The sequence below is a fragment of the Actinocorallia herbida genome (assembly GCF_003751225.1).
In the GTDB taxonomy this organism is placed as follows: Bacteria; Actinomycetota; Actinomycetes; order Streptosporangiales; family Streptosporangiaceae; genus Actinocorallia; species Actinocorallia herbida.
The window spans coordinates 852,763-875,749 of the sequence record NZ_RJKE01000001.1 but is presented as its reverse complement, the minus strand read 5'-3'; the positions used below and the strand labels follow the sequence as shown (position 1 = coordinate 875,749).

Sequence of the window (22,987 nt, the reverse complement as noted above, 5' to 3'; positions counted from 1 at the left end):
GTGCGCTGATTTCTCAACTGTTTGGAGTTACCGTGGCTGCCAACTGCGAAGTGTGCGGCAAGGGCCCCGGCTTCGGTATGAGCGTGTCCCACTCGCACCGTCGCACCCCGCGCCGCTGGAACCCCAACATCCAGCGCATCCGCGCCGTGGTCGCGGGCACGACCAAGCGCGTGAACGTCTGCACCTCCTGCCTCAAGGCCGGCAAGGTCCAGCGTCCGCTGGCCCGCTAGTCGCAAAGCCTGAGAAGGCCCGGTGAGCCACGGCTCACCGGGCCTTCTCCATGCCCTGACCCCCGGCCGGAGGAGGGGGCGGCGATGTCAGGCGGGCCGGGCGCGGGTGCGCCAGGCGTGGTCCACGGGGCCGATGCCGGAGCCCAGGGGGAAGCCCGCGCGGATGGCGCCGGAGATGTAGGTCTTGGCGGCGGCCACCGCGTCGGGGACGGACAGGCCCAGGGCGAGGTGGGAGGCGATGGCGGAAGCCAGGGTGCAGCCTGTGCCGTGGGTGTGGCGGTTGTCGTAGCGCTCGTCGGAGAACAGGTGGGTCTCCGAGCCGTTGTAGAGGAGGTCCACCGGACGGGTGGGCAAGTGGCCGCCCTTGATGAGGACCCATTCGGGGCCGTGCTCCTTGACGGCTTCGGCGGCTCGCATGAGGTCGTCCTCGGACTCGACCTTGACGCCCGTGAGCAGCTCCACCTCCCACAGGTTGGGGGTGACGACCGTGGCGAGCGGCAGCAGCGTCGTGCGGACCGCGTCGACGGCGTCGGCCGCCAGGAGCGTGTCCCCGTGCTTGCTGACGCCGACGGGGTCGACCACGAGCGGCGCGTCATAGCCGCACAGGTGATCGGCGACGGTCTCCACCAGGGCGGTCGAGGCCAGCATCCCCGTCTTCACCGCCTGTGCGCCGATGTCGGAGAGCACCGAGTCGAGCTGGGCGGCGACCGCCTCCGGGGGCAGCTCCCAGTAGCCCTGGACGCCGAGGGAGTTCTGCGCCGTCACCGCGCAGATCACGCTCATCCCGTGGACGCCGAGCGCGAGCATCGTCTTCAGGTCGGCCTGGATGCCGGCACCGCCCCCGGAGTCGGAGCCGGCGACGGTCAGGACACGGGGAGGAGCGGTAACCATAGCGGGAAGCCTAATAGACGCCCGATAAGTCCCGGCTCAGCGGCATTTGAGCCCGTTGACGCGGCAGCTCGTCGGGTTGGACCAGGCGCCCTCTCCGGTGAACGGGACGCGCAGGGTGCCGCCCGGCGCGATCGACGCGGTCCCGTCCAGGACGGTCACCCCGCCGTTGGCGGTGAGCATCTGCACCGTGGCGCCGTCCGCGCCTTGCACCACCGCGTTGGGGAGGCGGAACCGCAGCTTCCACCCGGTGACCGCCTTGTCGCCGGTGTTGCGGAGGGTCAGCACCGCGGTGAAGCCGCTGCCCGTCGTCTTGTCCAGCTTGAAACTCGCCCGCAGGCCCGGTGGTGTCACCGGTGCCGCAGAGCGCTCGGCGTCGGGGGCCGCGGTCTCCACCGGGGCGCCCGCCGCGGGCATTTCCGCCTTCATGGAGTCGCATCCGGCGCACGACGCGGACTCCGGGCGCTCAGCGCCCGGGGACGCGAAGTCCAGGGGGATCTCCTGTGTCAGGAACGCTGCCGTTATCACGCCGAGGGCAGCTACCCCGGCGAGCGTCGGCATCAGGGGGGTCCGTCCGATCCAGGCCATCCGTACCTTCTCGACAGGGGAGGGCACCGGTGGGCGGTCGGCGAACACCGGCCGGTCCCAGAACTTGGTGTGTCGTCCCATCCCATCCTCTTCGTTCCTGGGATGTATACCAAAAGCGCACCAAGCGCGCCTACCGGATGACCAAGACGACACCTACCAAGTCTCTTCTTTTTACAAAACTCTTAGATTCACGGAATACCGCTCACGCACCGAAATGGTCCCATCCGCCCCTGTCGACCACCTGGTCGTCGACGGTGACCGAGCCCGGCCTCCCCGCGCCGACCTCGCCGATCACCCGCCACTCCGGCGGCAGCGCGGCGTCCGCCGGGAACGTTCCCGCGAAGGCGTGGTCGTCGCCGCCCGTCAGGGCGTCCTCCAGCGTGACGCCCGGGTCGAGCGGCACCCGCTCCGCCGCGAGGTCGAGCCGGACCGCGCTGGCCCTGGCGATGTGCCCGAGGTCCTGGACGAGCCCGTCGGAGATGTCCACGAGCGAGGTGGCGCCGAGCGCGCGGGCCTCCCCGCCCGCGGTGTACGGCGGCTCCGGTCTGCGGTGGGCTTCCACGAACGGCCCTGAGGCGGCCGAGGAGGCCAGCAGCGCCGCGAGCCCTGTGGCGGCCCACCCGATGCGCCCGCGCACCGCGACGACGTCTCCAGGGCGCGCGCCGGACCGGGTCAGCGGCGGCGCGCCGCCGAGATCACCGAGCGCGGTCACCGCGACGGTGAGGGTCGGGCTCCGCACCGTGTCGCCACCGACGATCGAGGCGCCGAGGAGCGCGCACTCGTCGCGCAGGCCGTCGCTGAGGCCGTCGGCCCACGCCACGTCGAGCCCGGCGGGCGCGCCGAACCCGATCAGCAGGGCGGTCGGCCTGGCGCCCATCGCGACGACGTCGGCGAGGTTCTGCGCCGCGGCCTTGCGCCCCACGTCGTAGGCCGACGACCAGTCCGTGCGGAAGTGCCTGCCTTCGACGAGCATGTCGGCGGTCGCCACCACCCGCCCGTCCGGGGCGCGCAGCACCGCGGCGTCGTCTCCGGGGCCGAGTTCCACCAGCGGACCCTGCGGGTACCTCGCGGTCACCCTCTGGATCAACCCGAACTCGCCCATCTCACCGATCTCTATGACGACCCTCCCTCTCAGCTTCCGGCCACGACCAAGGTACGGTGAACCGCTGGACGCTCTTTCTCCCACCCCACAGCCCGGGGAGACGCGATGGTGCAGGCGTACATCCTGATCCAGACCGAGGTCGGCAGGGCCGCAGAAGTGGCCCGCACGGTCTCGGGGCTCGAGGGCGCCGTCGAGGCCGACGACGTGACAGGTCCCTACGACGTGATCGTGAAGGCGGAGGCGCCGAACATGGACGACCTGGGCAGGCTCGTGGTGGCCCGCATCCAGGGGGTACCCGGAATCACCCGGACTTTGACCTGCCCTATCGTGCATCTGTGATTCCCGCCAGATCCGCTGTGCCGCTCGGCGCGGCCCTCGGGCTCGCCCTGCTCGTCTCGGGCTGCTCCGGCGGTCCCGTCCAGGTCCCGGTCCCGACGCCCGACGCGACGGCCGCGGCCGCCTGCGAGGCGTTGTCCTACCCGGTGAAGGTCGACGGCAAGGAGCGCCGCGAGACCGATCCGGCGTCCCCGTACGTCGCGGCGTGGGGCAGTCCGGCGATCGCGGTGCGCTGCGGGGTGGCCCGGCCTGCCGACCCCGACTCCGGGCTGATCGAGCGCGTGGTGACCGTCGACGGGCTCGACTGGCTGCCCGTCGAAGGCGACCGGCCGTCCACCTGGACGCTGGTCGGCCGCACCGCCTACGTCGAGGTGACGATCCCGCAGGAGTACACGCCCGCCGGGAGCCCTCCGGGCGAGCTGCTCACCGAGTTCACCTCGGCGCTGGACGCCCTTCCCAAGAAGCCCGAGGGCCAGTTCTAGCGCGGGCTCCCGGTCCGGGCGGGCGCGTTCAGGCGGGCATCAGCAGCGGGCCCGTCACGTGGAACCGCTCGACGCCGCGCTTGGTGAGGTTCACGCGCAGGTCGATCCAGCCGTCCAGGGCGGTGCAGCCGTCGCCGAAGTGAAGGTCGCCCGCCGAGAGCTTCGCGCCGCGCACGTGCACCGGCAGGACGATGCGCGAGCCCGCGGTGAGGCGGGCGTCGGCGCAGGAGCCGACGATCTGGCCCGCCAGCGCCGCCGAGCGCAGAGCCCGCGCGGCGACCGGCTGGTAGTCGGCGAGGCCGGGCCGCACCCGGCCGAGCAGGGGGCCGTCGGGCTCGACCTCGACGGGCAGGGCGTCGTCGCCGGGCGCGCAGCCGACCACTCCGGGATGGGCGCCGAGCGCGGGGCCCCCGTCGGCTCTGCCGATGCCGAGGACGTCGACCACGATGACGTCGCCGGGTTCGGCGCCGACGACGGCGATCGGCCCGCACAGCAGGGCCTCGCGGGCGCCCCAGAAGCCGCGGCACTCCATCCGCACCGATCCGCCCGAGATCACCTCCGCGACGGCGGGGATCTCGGGGTGCCACCGGGTGTGCCCGGGGACGGTCTGGGCGCCGTACGACAGGAGCGGCACGAAGCCCCCTTCACGCTGACTGAAGAAATATCTAGCCAAGGAGATAGTGCACCGTGCGCTGTTTCGGACCCGTTTCCCGGCTTTTACAGCGCGGTAAGGGTCATCTCACTCTCTGTGTCCGAATGGCCACCTCGCCCGTGCGGGGCACCGAGCAACGCTGGAAGCGCCGTCATCCGTCTGGACGGGTATGCGACGTACCCTCCCCCTGGCCGCGCTCCTCCTGGTGCCGGGCCTCGTCCTCGCCGCCCTCGCGGCGAGCCCTCCGCCCCCGGACGAGGCCCCCGTGGAGCTCCCCGAGATCGGCCTCGTCTCCTATTCGGGCTGCGACGACCTGCTCGACTCCCTGCGGGCCGCCGCCACTCCCCTCGTGGACGCCTACGGCACGCTGTCCAACGGCGACGGCGTCCACCTGGACGGCTCCCTCGTCCGACGGAACGGCTTCTTCGACATGCTGGCCGGCGGTACCGCCGAGCTCCAGTCCGACGTCGCGATGTCCGCCCCGGCACCGGCGGCGGACAACGCGTACTCCACGACCAACGTGCACGTCGCGGGCGTGGACGAGCCCGACGAGGTCAAGACCGACGGGACCCGCGTGCTGCTCGTCGCCGGGGGCGCGCTGCGCGTCCTCGACGCCCGCACCGGCGCGACCACCGCCGAGATCGACCTCCCCGAGGGCTTCGAGAGGGGCACGAGGCTCCTCCTGAACGGCGACACGGCCCTCGTCCTCGGCACCACGGTGGACCCGCGGATCGCCTTCGACGACTTCGCGGGCCCCTACCCCGGCATGTACGGGAGCCTCCACGCCGTCCAGGTCGACCTGCAGATGCGGAAGATCGTCTCGGAGCTGGAGGTCCCAGGGAACCTCGTCGACGCCCGTCAGGTCGGCTCGACCGTCCGCCTCGTCCTCGGCAGTGTGCCGCGGCTCGACCTCCCCAGGCCGAAGAAGCGGGACCTCCGCCGCTGGGAGGAGGCCGAGCCCCGCCTCCTGAAGCACAACCGCGAACTCGTCCAGAACGCGCCTCTTGCGGCTTTCCAGCCGTCCTACACCGTCACCGGGCCCGAGGGCTCCCCCGTGACCCACCAGGTCCCCTGCGACCGGATCAGCCACCCCGCGAAGGCCGACGGCGTCTCCATGACGACGATCCTGGCGTTCGACCTCACCCGGCCCCTCGGCGAGACCAGTCCCGCGACCGTGGTGAGCGGCGGAGGCGAGACCGTGTACGGGACCGCCGACAGCCTGTACGTCACGGAGACCGTGGGCGCCGACGTCTTCTACGCCGAGCCCGCGCAGCTCTCCCGCCCGGAGTCTTCCGAGGTCGCGAGCACTCGCGTCCACCGCTTCGCCTTCACCGGGCAGGAACCGCGCTACACGGGCTCCGGAGAGGTTCCCGGGCTGCTCCTCAACCAGTACTCGCTGTCAGAGCACGAGGGGAACCTTCGCGTCGCCGTCACCGACGCCATGCAGGAAGAGAGCAGCGTCCACATCCTGTCCACGCAAGGCACCGAGCTGAAGGAGCTCGGTGCGATCGGCGGGCTCGGGAAGGACGAGCGCATCTACTCGGTCCGCTTCATCGGGGACCGGGGCTACGTCGTCACCTTCCGGCAGGTCGACCCGCTCTACACCCTCGACCTCTCCGACCCGGCCGCGCCGCGCGCCCTCGGTGAGCTGAAGATCACCGGGTTCTCCGCCTACCTGCACCCGACGGCCGACGGACGGCTCCTCGGCATCGGGCAGGAGGCCGACCGCCAAGGACGGATCCAAGGCTTCCAGGCGTCCCTGTTCGACGTGTCCGGCGACTCCCCCACCCGGCTGTCCCAGCTCCACGTGAAGAACGTCCAGACCGTCGTGGAGCACGACGCGCACGGCTTCCTGTTCCTGCCGGAGACGGGCCTGACGGTCCTGCCGGCGTTCGAGAAGACCCTCGTGCTGTCCGTCACTTCCGAGAAGATCGCCCTGCTGGGCGAGATCACCCACCCGCGGAAGCACGAGATGGTCGGCCGCGCCGTCTACCTCGGCGGGTCCGTGTGGACCTTCTCGGAGTCCGGAATCAAGATCACCGACGCCGCCACCCTGCAGTCCAAGGCCTGGATCCGGCTGCCGCAGCGGTGAGGCGGCACGCCGCCCGGGCGCTCACGCGGCGTCCGGGCGGTGGCCCGTCCCTCAGCGCAGGCCGAGGGGACGGGCGAGCGCCGTCTGGATGAGCCGGTCCACCAGCTCGGAGTACTCGAGGCCGGTCGCCGCCCACATCTGCGGGAACGCCGAGGTCGGGGTGAACCCGGGCATCGTGTTGATCTCGTTCAGCACCAGGTCGTGCTCGGGGGTGACGAAGAAGTCGACCCGGGCCAGGCCCTCGCAGCCGAGCGCGTCGAAGGCCCGCACCGCGGTGGCGCGCAGCCGCTCGACGACCTCGCCGGGCAGGCCCGCGGGGATCTCCAGCCGCGAGGTGCCGTCGAGGTACTTGGTCTCGAAGTCGTAGAAGTCGTGCTCGCCGAGCATGACGATCTCGGCCGGGAGGCTCGCCTCGTTGGGTCCGTCGCCGACGCCCTCCAGGACGCCGCACTCGACCTCGACGCCCTCGATGCCCGACTCGATGATCAGCTTGGGGTCGTGCTCGCGGGCCGCCTCGATCGCCGGGACGAGGTCCTCGGCGCGGCTCACCTTGGAGATGCCCATGCTGGATCCGGCGCGGGCGGGCTTGACGAACACGGGCCAGCCGAGCTGCTTGACCTCGTCCAGCTTGCGCTCGCGCTCCAGCCGCCACTCGCGGTCGGTGATGATCACGTACGGGCCGACCGGCAGGCCCTGGGCCTGCCAGACCAGCTTCATGAACGCCTTGTCCATGCCGACGGCGCTGGCCAGCACGCCCGCGCCGACGTAGCGCAGGTTCGCCAGCTCCAGCATCCCCTGGATGGTGCCGTCCTCGCCGTACGGGCCGTGCAGCAGCGGCAGGACGACGTCGACCTTGCCCAGCGCGCGCGGGATCTCGTGCGGTTCGATGGTGACGAGCCCCGCGGCGTCCGGGTCGAACGGCAGCGCGAGCGCGGGGCCGTCGCCGGAGACCTCGGGCAGGGCGCCGTCGCTGATCGCCAACCGCTCATCGCGCGCGAGGACCCACCGGCCGTCGCGGGCGATGCCGATGGGCAGCACCTCGTAGCGGTCGGGGTCGATGGCGGCCATGACGCTGCCCGCGGTGACGCAGGAGATGGCGTGCTCTGAGCTTCGGCCGCCGAACACCACGGCGACTGTGATCTTTTCCGGCATGATGGCTCCGACTCTATCGCCCTCGGCGGTCGGTCAGCCGGACACGGCCTCCTCGCTGAGACGTCCGGCCCCCGCCGTCGCACTCCCAGAGTGGTCCACGACCGGCAGCGTGTCGAGGGCCTCCGCCGCGTCCCTGATCAGATCCTCGGCGTCCTCCAGGCCGATGGAGAACCGCACGGCGGCCGGCGCGACCCCGCCGCCCGCGAGCAGCGCGTCGTCCCGGCCGGTCAGCGCGGTGGTCCCGAGGTGGGCGACCGTGGTGCGGGTCCCGCCGAAGGACGTCGCGGGCCTGGCGAGGCGCAGGGCGTCGCACAGCGCGATCCCGGCCTCCCGGCCGCCGTGCGGCGTCACCGTCACCAGGGCGCCGAAGCGGGTGCCCTCGGGGCCGCGATCGAACAGCCGCCGCGCCAGGGTGTGCCCGGGATGTTCGGGCAGGCCCGGGTAGTCCACGGCCGCCACCGCGGGATGCCGGGCCAGCGCCGCGGCGAACTGGGAGGCGGTGTCGCACTGGCGGCGCACCCGCAGCGGCAGCGTCTCCAGCCCGCGGCGCAGCAGGAACGCGTCGTCCGGGCCGAGCACCGCGCCGGTGGCGACCCGGACGCGCCGCAGCTCCCCGACGAGGTCCGCGCGCCCGGCCACGACCCCGCCGACGGCGTCGCCGTGCCCGCCCAGGTACTTGGTCGCCGAGTGGACGACGAGGTCGGCGCCGTACTCCAGCGGACGGCACAGGACCGGGGTGGCGACGGTCGAGTCCACCGCGAACAGGGCGCCCCCGCCGTGCGCGACGGCGGCCAGCGCGGGCAGGTCGGCGACCTCCATCGCGGGGGTCGACAGCGCCTCGGCCCACACCAGCCGGGTCGTCGGGCGCAGCGCGGCCCTGACCCGCGCGGGGTCGGTGAAGTCGACGAAGTCGGCGGTCACCCCGAATCGGGACATCAGCCCGGCGAGCACCTCGTAGACGCCCCCGTACAGCGCGCGCGGGGCGACGACATGACTTCCGGACCGGGTGAAGGCGAGCAGCACGGCGCTGACGGCGGCCATCCCCGAGGCGAACGCCTGCGCCCGCACACCTTCGACGGCCACCCCTTCGAGCGCCGCCACGGCGTCGGCGAACGCGTCGCAGGTGGGGTTGTCGACGCGACCGTAGAGGTAGCCGCCGCCCTCGTGGACGAGGTCGGCGTGCTCCGCCGCGCTCGCGAACGCGAAGGAGCTCGTGCGGTAGACGGGCGGCGCGGACGGCCGCTGCGCGGGCACGGGCGGTTCGGGAAGCTGGACGGCCCGGGTGTTCTCACCCCTCGTTCTCTTACGCATCGCGACCATGTTGTCACGACACGTGAGCGGGTGGTGGGATTTCGCGGCTAGACGCCGTAGCGCTCGGGTTTGGGCGAGCGCGTCATGAGCTTGAGGTACGCCTCCTCGATCGGCACCCCGTCGTGCATGACCGCGGCGACGATCTCGGTGATCGGCATCTCCACCGCGTGCTCGCGCGCGAGCGAGAGGATCGGCAGCGCGGACTTGACGCCCTCGGCGGTCTGCCGCGTCACCGCGATGACCTCCTCCAGTGTCATGCCCCGGCCCAGGTTCTCGCCGAAGGTCCGGTTGCGGGAGAACGGTGAGCTGCACGTGCCGACGAGGTCGCCCAGCCCGGCGAGGCCCGCGAAGGTCGGCTCCTGCGCGCCGAGCGTCACGCCGAGGCGGATGATCTCGGCGAGCCCGCGGGTCATGAGCAGCGCCTTGGTGCTGTCGCCGAAGCCGAGGCCGGTGGCTATGCCGACGCACAGCGCGATCACGTTCTTCACCGCGCCGCCGACCTCGCAGCCGATGACGTCGGTGCTGGTGTAGACGCGGAAGTAGGGGTTCATGCACGCGCCCTGGAGCCGCAGCGCGGTCTCCTCGTCGGCGCAGGCGGCGACCGCCGCGCCCGGCTCCTCGCGGGCGATCTCCGGCGCGAGGTTCGGCCCGCAGACCACGCCGACGCGCTCGGGCCCGACGCCAAGCACCTCGGTGATCACCTCGGACATCCGCAGGCTGGTGCCGGACTCGATGCCCTTCATCAGGCTGACCATGACCGCGCCGTCGGGGATCCGCGGCGCCCACGCCGCGAGGTTCTCCCGCAGCGTCTGCGCCGGGACGGCGAGGCACACGAACTCCGCGCCCTCCAGCGCCTCGGCCACGTCGGTGGTGGCGCGCAGCCGCTCGGGCAGGGTCACCCCGGGCAGGTACTCGGTGTTCTCGTGCCGCTCGTTGATCTCACGGGTGACCTCGGACCGCCGCCCCCAGAGCACCACGTCGCTCCCGGCGTCCACCAGGACCTTCGCGAAGACGGTCCCCCAGGACCCGGCTCCCATCACCGCAACGCGCGTCACGTCTGTCTACGCTCCTCATGGACGTACGGCCTTTCGGGCGGCGCCTGATCCCGCAGCTCGCCCGGCGACACCGTGATCTTCCGCATGATCTCACCGGTCGCCGCTCTGAGGGTATCGGCGTCAGGGGTCGAGTCGGCATAAGCGGTCAGGTCGACCGGTTCGCCTGCCGCCGCCCCCGTCGTCTCGCGCGGCGGCGCGTGGCGCCCGCCAAGCCGGTGGGGAGGCAGCTCATGCGCGCCCCGCCTGGCCGCCGGGACCGCCGGGACGCCGGTCTCCGGGGCGGGCGGGGCCGCGCCTGTCTTGGCGCGCATCGGCCACCGCGTCCGGTCGCGGGCGCGGGCGCCCTCGGGAAAGAACGCGACGGCCCGGCCCGCTCGGCGCGGGGGCAGCGGGACGGCCGGAGCGCACGGCCTCCGGCCGCGCGAGAAGCGGCGGGCGGAGGCGGAGCCGGAGAGCATGACCGCGTCCTTCCTGGCGGGCTGGCGGCGGGGCCGCGATCGGAACACCTTAATGTCGTCCTTGTCATGTCGAACACCGTCGTCGCCGGATGGACGCTGATCGTCCCGGTGAAACCGCCGACGCTCGGCAAGTCCCGCCTGGCCGGGGCCGCCGGAGCGCACCGCGCCGCGCTCGCGCTCGCGGTGGCGCTGGACACCGTCGCGGCGGCGCTGCGCTGCCCTGCCGTCGCCGAGGTGCTCGTGGTCACCGGCGACCCCTCGGCCGCCGCCGAGTTCGCCGCCCTGGGCGCCCGTACGCTGCCCGAGGGGACTCCTCAGGGGCTCAACGAGGCACTGCGGCGCGGCGCCGAGTCCATAGGCTCAGCGGTTCCCCGAGCGGCACTCCAAGCCGACCTTCCCGCGCTGCGTCCTGATGATCTGGCTTCCGCGCTCTCCTGCGCGTCGGCCTACCCCCAGGGGTTCCTCGCCGACAGCGCGCGCACGGGGACCGTCCTGTACACCGCGTCGCCCGGGGCGTCCTTCTCCCCGGCCTTCGGCGGCGCCTCGCGGGCGCGCCACCTGGCCCTGGGAGCCGCCGAGCTGCCTTGCCCGGAACTGGCGAGCCTCAGAACCGACGTGGACACCCTCGACGACCTGCGCGCCGCCCTCGGGCTCGGCGTCGGACCGCGTACCGCGGAGGTCGCCTCCCTGATCCTGGCGTGCTCCCCCGGCTAGGGTGGCTGCCATGCAGGGCACAGTGAAGGACTTCGACACCGCGACCGCCTCCGGCAGCGTGCTGCTGGACGACGGGAGCGAGCTGCCCTTCGACGCCGAGGCGTTCGCCGCCGGGGGGCTGCGCTTGCTCCGCTTCGGGCAGCGCGTCAACCTCGCCCACGACGGCGCCCGCGTCACCGCGATCACGCTGTCGACGCTCCCCCTGCCCTGAGCCGGGCCGGTGAGCGCGAGCCCGGTGGCGGACTCCCGGCGAAACCGGGCCCCAAGAGCCCGCTACCAGGCCCCCGGTAAGCACGGCCCGGAGGGAGGCTCCCCGGCGAAGCCGGGCTCCCCAAGAGCCGTCACCGGGCCCCGATGAGCACAGCCCGGAGGGCGGTTCCGCCGGGCAACACGAAGACGCCCGCACAATGAGCATGCGGGCGTCTCGCGTCAGACGGTTACTGCCTGCGACTCACTTGCCTGCGACCAGGTTCTTGAAGTCGGCGCCGGCCTTGAATTTGGGCACCGACGTCTCAGCCACCTCGATCGTCTTGCCCGTGGCGGGGTTCCGCGCGGTACGGGCGGGGCGGTGCGCCTTCTCGAACGAACCGAACCCGGTGATGGCGACCTTCTCACCCTTCGCCACCGTCGTCTGGATCGTGTCGAGGAACGCCTCGACGGCTTCGGCGGCGTCCTTCTTGCTGCCGTTCAGCCGTTCGGCGATCGCGTCGACCAGCTCACGCTTGTTCATAGGGTTTACTCCTCCGGCTTCCCCCGTTGCGCCCCCGAAACTAAGGGCATCACACGAACCACACAATCACCTTGTCGCGAGTTTTCCCATGTCATGGGCGAATCCAAAGGCAGATATCGCCCTGCTTATGGGGATTCGTTGGGAGTAGCCGCTCCGGTCGTCAGGCGTGCGACGGGTCGGCGTCCATGTCGTCGAGGAACGTGGTCAGCCGGCGCGCGGCGAGCTCGTGGTCCCGTTTGGCGAGGTCGGTGATCGCCAGGAGCTGCCGGTGCAGCCGCCGCCGCGTGTCCCGCGGCAGGGGGGCGATCCGCTGGTGCGCGGTGCGCAGCCGATCGGCGAGCAGCATCAGGACCGGGTCGTCCCAGGCCGGTCCAGACCGGTCATCCTCAGCACCCATGCGGCAATTGTCGCAGCCGTCCGCCGGAGCCCGCCCGCGCGGGACCCCCGAAGCGGGGACCGCCGGAGGCCGGGCGCGCCGGGGCCCGCCGGAAAGACGGACGCGCGCCCCTCGGAACTGTGTGTTCGAGGGGCGCGCGCTCGGACGAACGGCGGCCGCGCGTGGTGGGCGGCCGCCCATCTCCTGGCCTTGGTGCGGGCCGGGGTCTCTTCGGCGGCAGGGCCTACAGGGTGACCGGCAGCCAGGACGGACGGGACGCCTCGAAGGAGGTGATGTCGTCGGCGTGCCGGAGGGTCAGGCCGATGTCGTCCAGGCCCTCGATGAGGCGCCAGCGGGTGTAGTCGTCCAGGTCGAAGGAGGCGGTAAGGTCGCCGCAGCGGACCTCGCGGGCCTCCAGGTCGACCGTGATCTCGGTCTGCGGGTCGGCCTCGGCGGCGGACTGCAGCTCCTCGACGATCTTCTCGTCCAGGATGACGGGCAGCAGGCCCATCTTCGTGGAGTTGTTGCGGAAGATGTCGCCGAAGCGGGGGGCGATGACGACCCGGAAGCCGTACTGCTGGAGCGCCCACACCGCGTGCTCGCGGGACGAGCCGGTGCCGAAGTCGGGGCCCGCGACCAGGATCGAGGCGCCCTCGTAGACCGGGTTGTTCAGGACGAAGGACGGGTCCTCGCGCCAGACCGAGAACAGGCCCTTGTCGAAGCCGGTCCGCGAGACCATCTTCAGCCAGACGGCCGGGATGATCTGGTCGGTGTCGACATTGCTGCGCCGCAGCGGCACCGCGCGGCCCGTGTGGACGGTGAACTTCTCCATCGTGGATCTCCTTCTCAGACCAGTCAGGCCGGGCGGCTACAGGTCGGCGGGGGCGGCCAGGCGGCCCTTGACGGCGGTGGCGGCGGCGACCTCCGGGGAGACCAGGTGGGTGCGCCCGCCCTTGCCCTGCCGGCCCTCGAAGTTGCGGTTCGAGGTGGACGCGCTGCGCTCACCCGCGACCAGCTTGTCCGGGTTCATCGCGAGGCACATCGAGCAGCCCGCCTCGCGCCACTCCGCGCCGGCCTCGGTGAAGACCTTGTCGAGGCCCTCCTGCTCGGCCTGGATCTTGACCAGGACCGAGCCCGGGACGATCAGCGCGCGCATGCCCTCGGCGACCTTGCGGCCCTTGAGGACCCCGGCGACCGCGCGCAGGTCCTCGATGCGGCCGTTGGTGCAGGAGCCGACGAAGACGGTGTCGACCTTGACGTCGCGCAGCGGGGTGCCGGCCTCCAGGCCCATGTACTCCAGCGCGCGCTCGGCGGCCTGGCGCTCGATCGGGTCGGTGAACTCCTCCGGCGACGGCACCGAGGCGCCCAGCGGGAGGCCCTGGCCCGGGTTGGTGCCCCAGGTGACGAACGGGGTCAGCGTGGAGGCGTCGATGACGACCTCCTTGTCGAAGACCGCGTCGTCGTCGGTCTTCAGGGTCTTCCAGTAAGCGACGGCGGTGTCCCAGTCCGCTCCCTTGGGCGCGGACTCGCGGCCCTCCAGGTAGGCGAAGGTGGTCTCGTCGGGGGCGATCATGCCGGCGCGGGCGCCCGCCTCGATGGACATGTTGCAGACCGTCATGCGGCCTTCCATCGACAGGTCGCGGATCGCCTGGCCGCGGTACTCGATGATGTAGCCCTGGCCGCCGCCGGTGCCGATCTCGGCGATGATCGCCAGGACCAGGTCCTTGGCGGTGACGCCGGCGGGCAGCGCGCCCTCGACGGTGACGGCCATCATCTTCGGCTTGATCTGCGGCAGCGTCTGGGTGGCCAGGACATGCTCGACCTCGGAGGTGCCGATGCCGTGCGCGAGGGCGCCGAACGCGCCGTGCGTGGAGGTGTGGGAGTCGCCGCAGACCACGGTCATGCCGGGCTGGGTCAGGCCCAGCTGCGGGCCGATGACGTGCACGATGCCCTGGCCGCGGTCGCCCATCGGGTGCAGCCGCAGGCCGAACTCCGAGGCGTTCTTGCGCAGCGTCTCGACCTGGGTGCGCGACACCGGGTCGGCGATCGGCTGGTCGATGTTCTGGGTGGGGACGTTGTGGTCCTCGGTCGAGATCGTCAGGTCGGGGCGGCGGACCTGGCGACCGGACATCCGCAGGCCGTCGAAGGCCTGCGGCGACGTGACCTCATGGACGAGGTGCAGGTCGATGTAGAGGAGGTCGGGCTCGCCCTCGACCCGACGCACGACGTGCGCGTCGTAAACCTTGTCGGCCAGTGTGCGGCCCATCGGTGCACCTCTCTCCGTTGAGATCTTCATCATCTTCCGTCGAGTTGCGTCTCATCTATCGAGACGGCAATATCGAGGTATGGACAACTCTAGCGGAGTCGGCGTACTGGACAAAGCAGTTCTCGTCCTCAACGCCCTCGAAGCCGGCCCCGCGTCGCTGGCCCAGCTCGTCACCGCCACCGGTCTGGCCCGCCCCACGGCCCACCGGCTGGCCGTGGCGCTGGAGCACCACCGGATCGTGCACCGCGACACCCAGGGCCGGTTCATCCTCGGCCCGCGCCTCGCCGAACTCGCGGTCGCCGCGGGCGAGGACCGCCTGCTGGCGATCGCCCAGCCGATCCTCACCCAGCTGCGCGACCTGACCGGCGAGTCCGCCCAGCTCTACCGGCGGCAGGGCGACGTGCGGGTGTGCGTCGCGGCCGCGGAACGGTCCAGCGGCCTCCGTGACACGGTACCCGTGGGCGCGTCCCTGCCCATGACGGCCGGATCCGCCGCCCAGGTCCTGCTCGCCTGGGAGGAGCCCGACCGGCTCCACCGGGGACTGCGCGGCGCCAAGTTCACCGCCGCCACCCTCGCCTCGGTGCGCCGCCGCAACTGGGCCCAGTCCATCGGAGAGCGCGAGCCCGGCGTCGGCTCGGTCTCCGCCCCCATCCGCGGCAACGGCGGCCGCGTCATCGCCGCGATCTCCGTCTCCGGCCCCCTGGAGCGCCTCACCCGCTCCCCCGGCCGCGTCCACGCCGGCCCCGTCGTCGCGGCGGCGGAGAAGATCTCGGAGTCGATGCGCCGCTCTTCTTAGCGCCGCCTCCGGCGTCGCGGTGATCGGCCGCGCCCGGCGGTGCTCCCTGGAAAGCGCGTGTCTAGGACGTCCTGGTCAGCCGGAGCTTGCTGTGGGGGGACGGGCCCGCCTCCCAGTCGTCCATGAAGCGGGCCGTGAGGCCGTGGGCCGTCGCGAGGCCGACGAGGGTGTCGGTGCGGTAGTAGAAGTCCTCCTGGAGAACCTGGTGGTCGGCGCGCTCGGTGCGGTCGAAGGTCAGGTCGAAGAACGCGTCCCGGCGCATGATCCGGCCCACGTGCGCGAAGCACTCGTCGATCACCTCGATCGGCGTGTGGTTGAACACACTGTGCGCGTGGACGACGTCGAAGTGATCGTCGGGAAGGCTGGAGAACGTCAGATCACCGACCAGCGTCAGGTGCGGCAGCTTGTCCTGGAGGCCGTACTGGACCAGGGTGTCGGACGCCGCGAGCAGGATGTCGGGCGAGATGTCGATCCCGTGGTAGCGGCCGGAGTCCAGATACCGGATGAGCCGCCAGCCCGCGCGCAGGTTCCCGCACCCGATCTCCAGCACCGCGTGGCCCGGCCGCAGGCCGTGCGCGCACAGGTAGTCGAACTGGCGCCGCCCGTTGCGCAGCCAGTGCCCGTGGCTCGGGCTGCCGACCGCGTCGAACGGGCTCTTGTCGGCCACCTCGGCGCGCATGACCTCGCGGTAATAGGCGACGTGGTCCGGCGCGCCCGCGCGCAGCACGAGATCGCGGGCGTACCGGCTCAGGTAGGGCCGGATGCGCGACGGATGGCGCATCGCGTGCCCCACCTGGAACAGAAGACTCGAACGCTGACGCTGCGTGAAGGCCATGGCACGATTCGTACACCCTCAGTAACGAACGTGCCACTCGAACGTCACGTGTACAGGCCCTCGATCTCCTCGGCGTACTTGCTGTGGATGGGCTTGCGGCGCAACTTCATCGTCGGGGTCAGCTCGTCGCCGCCCGGCTCCCAGTAGCCGCCCACGATCGCGAACTTCTTGATCTGCTCCACCCGGGACAGCTTCGCGTTGGCCTGGTCCACGCCCTCTTGCACCACCGCGAGGATCGCCGGCTCCTTGGCCAGGACGGCCGGGTCGGCGGGCAGCGCGTTCGCCGCGGCGTAGCCCGCGACCGCGTCGGGGTCGAGCGAGAACACCGCGACGTTGTAGGGCCGCCCCTCGCCGACCACGATGATCCCGCCGAGCATCGGGTTGTGCGCCCGGATGGTGTTCTCGATGTTGCTCGGCGACATGTTCTTGCCCGCCGCGTTGATGATCAGTTCCTTCTTGCGGTCGACCAGGGTGATGTAGCCGTCGGCGTCGATCGTGGCGACGTCCCCGGTGTGCAGCCAGCCCTCGGCGTCGATCGCCTCCGCGGTCTTCTCCGGGTCGCCCCGGTAGCCCTTCATCACCCAGGAGCCGCGCACCAGCAGCTCGCCGTCGTCGGCGATCCTGGCCTCCATGCCCGGCATGACCTTGCCGACGGTGCCGATCTTCGGCGCGTCGATCGGGTTGGAGATCGCCACCGAGGTCACCTCGGTCATGCCCCAGGCCTCGACGACGCGCAGGCCCATCGCGAGCAGGAACTCCAAGGTCTCCTTCGGGGCCGCCGCGGCCCCGGAGAAGGCGTAGCGCATCTCGTCGAGGCCGAGGAGCTGGCGGATGGTGGCGAAGACGAGCTGGTCGGCCAGCTCGTACTCCTTCGCCAGTTCCTCCGGGACGGGCTGGCCGGACTGCTCCAGCCGCACCTTGCGCAGACCGACGTCGAAGGCCCATTCGGCGGCCTTGCGCTTCTCCTCGTCGGCCCCGGCCAGCAGCGCCTGGATGCCGTTCTTCATCTTCTCCCACACGCGCGGGACCGCGGCCCAGACCGTCGGGCGGACCTCGCCGAGCGCGCCGAGGATCTGGGTGATGTCGGCGACCGAGGTGACGACCGTGCCGTGCAGCATGTGCAGCCAGTGCGAGGCCATCCGGTCCACCGCGTGGGCGGAGGGCAGGTAGGAGGTGACGCGGTCGCCGCGCCGGACCTCGAAGCCCGCGGCGAGCCCTGCGGCGTTGGCCAGGGCCGCCCGGTGGGTGGTCTCCACGCCCTTGGGCGGGCCGGTCGTGCCCGAGGTGTAGATGAGGGTGATGACGGCGTCGGGGTCGACGGACTTCCAGGTGGAAGCGAAGTCGAACTCTTCGTCCGGTACCAGGGCGTCGAGGTCGGCGACGTTGATGAGGTGGTCGAGGGACGCCGCGCCGCCTTCGGTGAGCCGCGCGACGAACTGGTCCTCGGCGACCGCGATCTTCGGTCCGGCGTGCCCGATGATGTAGGCGATCTGCTCGGGCGAGCTGGTGTTGTAGATCGAGAACGGGATCGCGCCCAGGTGCAGCGCCGCGGTGTCGACGAAGTTGAACTCCGGACGGTTGGTGAGCATCAGCGCGACCCTGTCGCCGCGCCTGATGCCGAGCTTGTGCAGCGCGCGCGCGAGGTGCTCCACCTTGGCGGCGTACTGAGCCCACGTGTAGCTCTGGGCGCCGCCCGGAGTGCGCAGGGCCACCTCGTCGGGTATCTCGGCGACCGTGTTCTGGAACGCCTCTACGAGGGTCTTGGGGTGGGACATGGGCGAGCTCCCGGGGAGGTAGGAGGGGCTGCGTGCGGGGCCTTACTTGGTGAGCGAACGCGCCGTGCCGTAGTCCGCCTTGCCGTTGGGCAGGCGGAGGTCGCGGTCGGTACGGACGAACGTCTTGGGGATCTTGTAGCGGGCGAGGCGGGCCGCGCAGGCGTCGCGCAGCTCATCGTCGGAGAGTTCGGCGGTGAGCCTGACCACCGCGACGATCTCGGTGCCCCAGCGCTCGGACGGGCGGCCGAGCACCAGCGCCTCGGCGACGCCGGGCACCGCCCGCACGACCGCCTCGACCTCCTCGGCGAAGACCTTCTCGCCGCCGGTGTTGATGGTCATCGAGTCACGGCCGTGCATCTCGATCGTGCCGTTCGCCAGGTGCCGCGACCGGTCGCCGGGCAGGACCCAGCGGCGTCCCGCGATCTCCAGGAACGTCGCCGCGGTCTTGGCGCCGTCGCCGAGGTAGCCGAGCGGAATCGATCCGCCCTTGGCGAGCCAGCCCATCTCCTCGTCGCCGGGAGCGAGCAGGCGGGTGCGGTCCTCGCTGACGACGGCCGCGCCGGGCGTCGCCTGGAAGGCGGTGTCGGCGGCGCCGTACCGGGTGATGTGCAGCCCGCTCTCGGACGAGCCCACCACGTCGAAGATCTTGGTGTGCGGCATCAGCTCGGCGAGGCGGGCCTTGGTGGCCGGGTTGATCGCCGCGCCGGAGTTGATGAGGTGGCGGATGCGCGAGGTGTCGCGGGGCGCGCGCTCCAGCTCGGCGACGAGCGGGCGCACGAACGCGTCGCCGACCACCGGGATCCGGGTCGCGCCCTCGCGCTCCATCAGGTCGAGCGTGGCGACGGGGTCGAACCTGTCGACGGCGTCGGGGATGAGCACGGTCGCGCCGCCGAGCCAGCCGCCGAGGGCCGTCCAGGTGCCGGAGCCGTGCATCATCGGCGGCAGCACGAGCACCTTCGCGCTCGCGCGGGCCGCGGCGATCGCGACGATCTCGGCGGGGCCCTCGTAGCGGGTGCCGTCCTTGCGGAGCATGCCGAGCGGGCCCTCGACGAGGTCCTCGATCCGCCACAGGACGCCCTTCGGCATCCCGGTGGTGCCGCCGGTGTAGAGGATGTGGAGGTCGTCGGCGTCCGGGACCGCCGTAGGAGCGCCGTCGGGGGCGGCGGCCAGGGCGTCGTCGTAGTCAAGGGCGCCGGGCAGGAGCGGGTTGCCCGAGTCGTCGGCGACCTGGAGGAGCAGCGGCTCGGTCGTCAGCGAGGGCAGGACGCGCTCGAGGACCGGCGCGAAGGCCGCGTGGAAGAGGATCGCCTTCGGGCGCGCGTCGTTGAACAGGTAGACGAGCTCGTCGTCGACGTACCGGTAGTTGACGTTGAAGGGCGCGACCCTGGCGCGGTGGGCGCCGACGAGTCCCTCGAGGTAGGCGGGCCCGTTGTGGAGGTAGAGCGCCAGATGGTCGTGGTTGGACGTCCAGGGCTCGCCGCGCTCACCGGTGCGCCCCAGCCCGTGCGCGCCGAGGACGCGGGCCAGCCGGCGCACCCGGTCCGCGGTCTCGCCGAACGTGCGGCGGGTGCCGCGCCAGACCACCGCCTCGCGTTCCGGGATCGCGGCCGCGATCGCTTCGAACAAGTTCGCCAGATCCAACCCAGACATATGGCGCCGTCCCCTGCAGAGTCATGTGCCCGGTAGTAAATCATCGCTTACCGGTCATTTTGAAGGCGGGTCTCACCCTAGGGTGACCAGGGCCACTCCCGTCAATGCCATCCCGAGGCCGAGGCGCTGCGCCGCCTGGAGCGTCTCGCCGTGCACGACCCGCGCGAGCAGGACGGTGACCGCCGGATACAGCGACGTCAGCACCGCGACGACGGAGAGCATCCCCGCGGTGCTCGCCAGGAAGTAGGAGACGTTGGCGGCCACGTCGACGCAGGCCGCCGCGAGGGCCAGGGCGAGGGTGCGAGGGTCGCGCAGGACCGCGCCCGGCGCGTTCCCCCGGCGGGCGAGGACGAGCCCGAGGAGGACCGCGGTGAGCACTCCCGCGCGGGAGGCGACCAGCGGCCACAGCCCGCCGCCGTCCCCCGCCTGGTGCAGCAGCACGAAGAACACCCCGAAGCCCAGCCCCGCGACCAGCGCCAGGCCCGGACCCTCCGTCGGCCGCCACGACACCCGGCCGCCGCCCCGCTCCCTGCTGACGAAACCGATGGCCCCCACACAGAGGGCGACCCCCGCCAGCACCCGTCCCTCCGCGCGCTCTCCCAGGCAGAGGCCCACCGCGACCGGGACGACGGTCCCGGCCAGCGCCTCCACCGGAGCCACCACGCTCATCGGGCCGATCGCCAGCGCGCGGTAGAACGCCAGGAACCCGACGCCGCTGGCCAGGCCCGACGCGAAGCCCCATCCCAGGCCCGCCGCCGTCGGCGCCCCGCCCGCGACGGCCGCGACGGCCGCCGTGCACCCGAGGCCCACCGGAATGCCCACCAGCAGCACCGCGAGCACGCCGGCCCGCCGAGCCGCGACCCCGCCCACGAAATCCCCGACCCCGTACAAGCACGCCGCCGTCAGCGCCAGAAACGTCACCACAAATCCCACACCGTAGAGCAGCCCGGCGGGCCCGCCTCCACGCCACCGGGCCCGACTCCGCCCGCCTGCGAGCCGCGGGCTTCGACCTGTCGCCGATCTTCCGTCCTCGTCGAGCCGCTCCCGTCACGGGTGCGCCCGAGCGCGCCGGATACCGCAGGGCCGACGACCCTAGCGCCGTCGCGCACACGGCGCGGACCTCCGGGCGTCGCCTCAGGCCGCCGGGTCCCGGAGGACCGGCGACGTCGCCCGCGTCTCCGCTCCCGAGCGGGCCGTGGACGGCGGCGGCCGCGCGTGCACCGTCGGCCCCGGCGAGACCGCCCGGCTCTGGGACGTGTGCGCCGCCGCGGCCGGCGCCACGCCGATTCCCCGGTGGACCCGCGCCCGAAGGAGTCGGCCACGGGAAAGCGGGGGCGGTGGTCAAAGGAGGGCGGCGAGGGTGGTGCAGGCGCGGCGGAGGTCGGCGGTGGAGGGAGTGGCGTAGCCGAGGACCAGGCCGTGATGGGAGTGCGGGGCCCGGGTGTAGCGGCGGGTGTCGTCGAGGAGGACGCCGTGGGCGCGGGCGGCCCGGCGCACGGGTTCGAGGCGGTCCTCGGGCAGCGGGAGCATCACGTGGAGGCCCGCGGTGTCACCGGTGACGCGGTCGCCGAGGATGTCCACGACCAGGGCGCGCCGCCGCGCGTACTCCAGGCGCATCCTGCGCAGGTGGCGGTCCAGGTCGCCGCGGTCCAGCAGTTCGGCCATCGCGTGCTGGACGGGCACGCTGGTGCGGTCGGCGAGGTCGCGGCGCAGGGCGGCGATCCGGTCGGCGGTCTCCGGCGCGGCGACGATCCAGCCGAGGCCCGGGTCGGGGCTGAGCGTCTTGGACAGCGTGCCGAGAAGGATGACCTGGGAGGGGTCGAGCCCGTAGAGGGCGGGCAGGGGCGCGACGTCGTAGCGGAACTCGGCGTCGTAGTCGTCCTCGACGACGCGCGCGCCGGTGCGCCGCGCCCACTCCAGCAGGCGCTCCCGGCGGGCGATCGGCAGCCTGCCGCCGAGCGGGTACTGGTGCGCCGGCGTCGTGTAGAGCAGCGCGAGGTCGTCGGGCAGCCCGTCCACGACGATCCCGTCCCGGTCCACCGGGCAGGCGACGGGCACGGCGCCGCGGGCCGCGAGGATCGACCGGGCGCTGCCGTACCCGGGGTCCTCCACGCCCGCGCGGCGCCCCGCCGCGAAGAGCGCGCCGACGAGGTCGAGCCCGTTGCCCGTCCCCCGGGTGACGATGAGGTTCTCCGGTCCCGCCGCGACCCCGCGGGCCCGTCGCAGGTGGTCGCAGAGCAGCGCCCGCAGGCGCGGCAGCCCGCGCGGGTCGGGGTCGTCACCCGGCGGGTGCTCGGCGGCGGCACGCCAGGCGCGCTTCCAGGCCGCCGCCGCGTGCCCGCCCGTCCACGGCCCTCCCGGCCGCAGGTCGACGAGCCCCAGCGCCCGCGCCTCGTCGCGGCTGAGCTCCGCCGGTTCCCCGGCCACCGCCGGACCGGCGACGGGTCCGGGCGGGCGGGGGTCGCCGACGTCGGCGACGTAGGTGCCGGAGCCGTGCCGTCCTTCGAGCCAGCCTTCGGCGTAGAGCTGCTGGTAGGACTCGGTGACGACGGTGCGGCTCACGCCGAGGGCGGCGGCGAAGGCCCGGCTGGACGGCAGCCGCTCCCCCGCCGGGAGGTCGCCGGCCCGAATCCTGGCGCGCAGCGTCTCGGCGAGCTGGACGTGCAGGGGGTCGCCCGACGTCCGGTCGAGCAGGACGGGCAGGTCGGCGTGGGTGCGGGCCATGGGCGGCGCTCCGGGGCGAGGTGCGGTCTCAACGAGAAGTGGTCTTCGATTATCGGGCAGAAGTGGCCATGTTCCGCCGGTCCACTCGGCCGAAGGATAGGGGCATGCTCTCGACGACCGAACGCACCAGGCTGGGCCGCGCCGCCGACCGCGCGGGCACCGAAACCGCCGACCTCTACGCGATCCTCGACGCCGGACTCGTCTGCCATCTCGGGGTGGTCCGCCCGGACGGCGCCCCGATGGTCGTGCCGACCGGCTACGGCCGCATCGGCGACACCCTCTACCTCCACGGCTCCACGGGCGCGCGGTCGCTGCGGCTGGACGGAGAGGTCTGCGTCACGGTGACCCATCTCGACGGGATCGTGCTCGCCAGGTCGGCCTTCCACCACTCGCTCAACTACCGCTCGGCGATGGTCTATGGCGCCCCGCGCAAGGTGACCGACCCCGATGAGCGGCTCGCCGGGCTGCGCGCGATCACCGAGCAGCTCGCCCCCGGCCAGTGGGACGCCGTGCGCGCCCCCGACCGCAAGGAGCTCGCCGCGACCCTCGTCCTCGCGCTCCCCCTCACCGAGGCGTCCGTCAAGGTCCGCACGGGCCCGCCCGTCGACGACGAGGACGACTACGCCCTCCCCCTCTGGGCAGGCGTCCTCCCTCTGCGCACCTCCTACGGGGCTCCCCGGCCCGACCCCCTTCTCGCCGCGCCTTACCCCGTCCCGTCGCACATCGCCGACCGGGTCCACCCTTCCGTCCCGACCGGCGACTGACCCGCCCGGCA

General features: G+C 72.6%; 25 protein-coding genes. 8 read left to right on the top strand and 17 right to left on the bottom strand.

What is annotated here, in order from left to right; translation table 11 throughout:
* The first annotated feature begins 32 nt into the window (after nucleotides 1-32).
* A complete protein-coding gene (gene rpmB, locus EDD29_RS04285) occupies nucleotides 33-230 on the top strand; it encodes a 50S ribosomal protein L28 (protein WP_123662495.1) in 198 nt (65 codons plus the stop codon).
* Nucleotides 231-317: 87 nt separating this feature from the next.
* Here rpmB and thiD read toward each other — a convergent pair whose 3' ends face one another.
* The 3 genes from thiD to EDD29_RS04270 all read right to left on the bottom strand — a co-directional run bounded on the left by thiD (nucleotide 318) and on the right by EDD29_RS04270 (nucleotide 2,808).
* Nucleotides 318-1,121, bottom strand: coding sequence for a bifunctional hydroxymethylpyrimidine kinase/phosphomethylpyrimidine kinase (gene thiD, locus EDD29_RS04280; RefSeq protein WP_123662493.1), 804 nt, complete (start codon nucleotides 1,119-1,121; stop codon nucleotides 318-320).
* Between the two features lie 36 nt (nucleotides 1,122-1,157).
* Nucleotides 1,158-1,787 carry a cellulose binding domain-containing protein gene (locus EDD29_RS04275; RefSeq protein ID WP_123662491.1) on the bottom strand — a complete coding sequence of 210 codons (630 nt, stop codon included), beginning with the start codon at nucleotides 1,785-1,787 and terminating at the stop codon, nucleotides 1,158-1,160.
* A gap of 121 nt (nucleotides 1,788-1,908) precedes the next feature.
* Nucleotides 1,909-2,808: a thiamine-phosphate kinase gene (locus EDD29_RS04270; RefSeq protein ID WP_123662489.1), complete on the bottom strand. Its 900-nt coding sequence runs from the start codon at nucleotides 2,806-2,808 to the stop codon at nucleotides 1,909-1,911.
* Between the two features lie 105 nt (nucleotides 2,809-2,913).
* Between EDD29_RS04270 and EDD29_RS04265 the strand changes: the two genes are divergently transcribed.
* Both EDD29_RS04265 and EDD29_RS04260 read left to right on the top strand, forming a co-directional pair.
* A complete protein-coding gene (locus EDD29_RS04265) occupies nucleotides 2,914-3,147 on the top strand; it encodes an Lrp/AsnC family transcriptional regulator (RefSeq protein ID WP_123662487.1) in 234 nt (77 codons plus the stop codon).
* Entirely contained in the window at nucleotides 3,144-3,626 is a 483-nt protein-coding gene (locus tag EDD29_RS04260) for a DUF3515 domain-containing protein (RefSeq protein WP_246052503.1), read from the top strand. Before EDD29_RS04265 ends, EDD29_RS04260 begins: the two co-directional genes overlap by 4 nt.
* Nucleotides 3,627-3,654: 28 nt before the next feature.
* Here the strand turns inward: EDD29_RS04260 and EDD29_RS04255 are convergent, their stop codons facing one another.
* Nucleotides 3,655-4,260: an acetamidase/formamidase family protein gene (locus EDD29_RS04255; RefSeq protein ID WP_246052502.1), complete on the bottom strand. Its 606-nt coding sequence runs from the start codon at nucleotides 4,258-4,260 to the stop codon at nucleotides 3,655-3,657.
* Between the two features lie 187 nt (nucleotides 4,261-4,447).
* Between EDD29_RS04255 and EDD29_RS04250 the strand changes: the two genes are divergently transcribed.
* Nucleotides 4,448-6,370 (top strand): beta-propeller domain-containing protein, encoded by a 1,923-nt coding sequence (locus EDD29_RS04250; RefSeq protein ID WP_123662483.1) that lies wholly within the window; start codon nucleotides 4,448-4,450, stop codon nucleotides 6,368-6,370.
* 51 nt (nucleotides 6,371-6,421) lie between these two features.
* On the opposite strand, the gene EDD29_RS04245 is transcribed toward EDD29_RS04250, so the two are convergent.
* Genes EDD29_RS04245 through EDD29_RS04230 form a run of 4 tightly spaced genes read right to left on the bottom strand, consistent with a single transcriptional unit; the run spans nucleotide 6,422 to nucleotide 10,394 of the window.
* Complete coding sequence (locus EDD29_RS04245) at nucleotides 6,422-7,522, bottom strand: D-alanine--D-alanine ligase family protein (RefSeq protein ID WP_123662481.1); 1,101 nt, start codon at nucleotides 7,520-7,522, stop codon at nucleotides 6,422-6,424.
* 33 nt (nucleotides 7,523-7,555) lie between these two features.
* On the bottom strand, nucleotides 7,556-8,833 hold the full coding sequence (locus tag EDD29_RS04240) for a trans-sulfuration enzyme family protein (protein WP_246052501.1): 1,278 nt from the start codon (nucleotides 8,831-8,833) through the stop codon (nucleotides 7,556-7,558).
* 47 nt (nucleotides 8,834-8,880) lie between these two features.
* A complete protein-coding gene (locus tag EDD29_RS04235) occupies nucleotides 8,881-9,888 on the bottom strand; it encodes an NAD(P)H-dependent glycerol-3-phosphate dehydrogenase (RefSeq protein WP_123662477.1) in 1,008 nt (335 codons plus the stop codon).
* A complete protein-coding gene (locus EDD29_RS04230; RefSeq protein ID WP_170201284.1) occupies nucleotides 9,885-10,394 on the bottom strand; it encodes a lysophospholipid acyltransferase family protein in 510 nt (169 codons plus the stop codon). The genes EDD29_RS04235 and EDD29_RS04230 overlap by 4 nt, the downstream gene beginning before the upstream one ends.
* An 18-nt stretch (nucleotides 10,395-10,412) precedes the next feature.
* On the opposite strand from EDD29_RS04230, the gene cofC reads away from it, so the two are divergent.
* Nucleotides 10,413-11,060, top strand: coding sequence for a 2-phospho-L-lactate guanylyltransferase (gene cofC, locus EDD29_RS04225; protein WP_123662473.1), 648 nt, complete (start codon nucleotides 10,413-10,415; stop codon nucleotides 11,058-11,060).
* A gap of 10 nt (nucleotides 11,061-11,070) precedes the next feature.
* Nucleotides 11,071-11,271 carry a cold-shock protein gene (locus tag EDD29_RS04220; RefSeq protein WP_123662471.1) on the top strand — a complete coding sequence of 67 codons (201 nt, stop codon included), beginning with the start codon at nucleotides 11,071-11,073 and terminating at the stop codon, nucleotides 11,269-11,271.
* A 240-nt stretch (nucleotides 11,272-11,511) separates the two neighbouring features.
* On the opposite strand, the gene EDD29_RS04215 is transcribed toward EDD29_RS04220, so the two are convergent.
* From EDD29_RS04215 to leuC, 4 genes are all read right to left on the bottom strand, one after another.
* On the bottom strand, nucleotides 11,512-11,790 hold the full coding sequence (locus EDD29_RS04215; RefSeq protein ID WP_123662469.1) for an HU family DNA-binding protein: 279 nt from the start codon (nucleotides 11,788-11,790) through the stop codon (nucleotides 11,512-11,514).
* Nucleotides 11,791-11,950: 160 nt separating this feature from the next.
* Nucleotides 11,951-12,187, bottom strand: a complete 237-nt coding sequence (locus tag EDD29_RS04210) for an SCO5555 family protein (RefSeq protein ID WP_211359552.1) — start codon at nucleotides 12,185-12,187, stop codon at nucleotides 11,951-11,953.
* 223 nt (nucleotides 12,188-12,410) lie between these two features.
* Nucleotides 12,411-12,998, bottom strand: a complete 588-nt coding sequence (gene leuD / locus EDD29_RS04205; protein WP_123662465.1) for a 3-isopropylmalate dehydratase small subunit — start codon at nucleotides 12,996-12,998, stop codon at nucleotides 12,411-12,413.
* Nucleotides 12,999-13,034: 36 nt separating this feature from the next.
* The gene (leuC, locus tag EDD29_RS04200; protein WP_123662463.1) at nucleotides 13,035-14,432 is read right to left on the bottom strand and encodes a 3-isopropylmalate dehydratase large subunit; all 1,398 of its coding nucleotides are present in this window, start codon (nucleotides 14,430-14,432) and stop codon (nucleotides 13,035-13,037) included.
* 79 nt (nucleotides 14,433-14,511) lie between these two features.
* Here leuC and EDD29_RS04195 point away from each other — a divergent pair, with 79 nt between their 5' ends.
* Nucleotides 14,512-15,228 (top strand): IclR family transcriptional regulator, encoded by a 717-nt coding sequence (locus tag EDD29_RS04195; RefSeq protein ID WP_123662461.1) that lies wholly within the window; start codon nucleotides 14,512-14,514, stop codon nucleotides 15,226-15,228.
* A gap of 61 nt (nucleotides 15,229-15,289) precedes the next feature.
* On the opposite strand, the gene EDD29_RS04190 is transcribed toward EDD29_RS04195, so the two are convergent.
* From EDD29_RS04190 to pdxR, 5 genes are all read right to left on the bottom strand, one after another.
* Nucleotides 15,290-16,063, bottom strand: coding sequence for a class I SAM-dependent methyltransferase (locus EDD29_RS04190; protein ID WP_123662459.1), 774 nt, complete (start codon nucleotides 16,061-16,063; stop codon nucleotides 15,290-15,292).
* Nucleotides 16,064-16,107: 44 nt separating this feature from the next.
* On the bottom strand, nucleotides 16,108-17,838 hold the full coding sequence (locus tag EDD29_RS04185; protein WP_123662457.1) for an AMP-dependent synthetase/ligase: 1,731 nt from the start codon (nucleotides 17,836-17,838) through the stop codon (nucleotides 16,108-16,110).
* A 42-nt stretch (nucleotides 17,839-17,880) separates the two neighbouring features.
* Complete coding sequence (locus EDD29_RS04180) at nucleotides 17,881-19,488, bottom strand: AMP-binding protein (RefSeq protein WP_123662455.1); 1,608 nt, start codon at nucleotides 19,486-19,488, stop codon at nucleotides 17,881-17,883.
* A gap of 72 nt (nucleotides 19,489-19,560) precedes the next feature.
* The gene (locus tag EDD29_RS04175) at nucleotides 19,561-20,409 is read right to left on the bottom strand and encodes a DMT family transporter (protein WP_246052499.1); all 849 of its coding nucleotides are present in this window, start codon (nucleotides 20,407-20,409) and stop codon (nucleotides 19,561-19,563) included.
* 420 nt (nucleotides 20,410-20,829) lie between these two features.
* On the bottom strand, nucleotides 20,830-22,212 hold the full coding sequence (gene pdxR, locus EDD29_RS04170) for a MocR-like pyridoxine biosynthesis transcription factor PdxR (RefSeq protein ID WP_123662450.1): 1,383 nt from the start codon (nucleotides 22,210-22,212) through the stop codon (nucleotides 20,830-20,832).
* Between the two features lie 104 nt (nucleotides 22,213-22,316).
* Here pdxR and EDD29_RS04165 point away from each other — a divergent pair, with 104 nt between their 5' ends.
* A complete protein-coding gene (locus EDD29_RS04165; protein WP_123662448.1) occupies nucleotides 22,317-22,976 on the top strand; it encodes a pyridoxamine 5'-phosphate oxidase family protein in 660 nt (219 codons plus the stop codon).
* Nucleotides 22,977-22,987 lie beyond the last annotated feature (11 nt).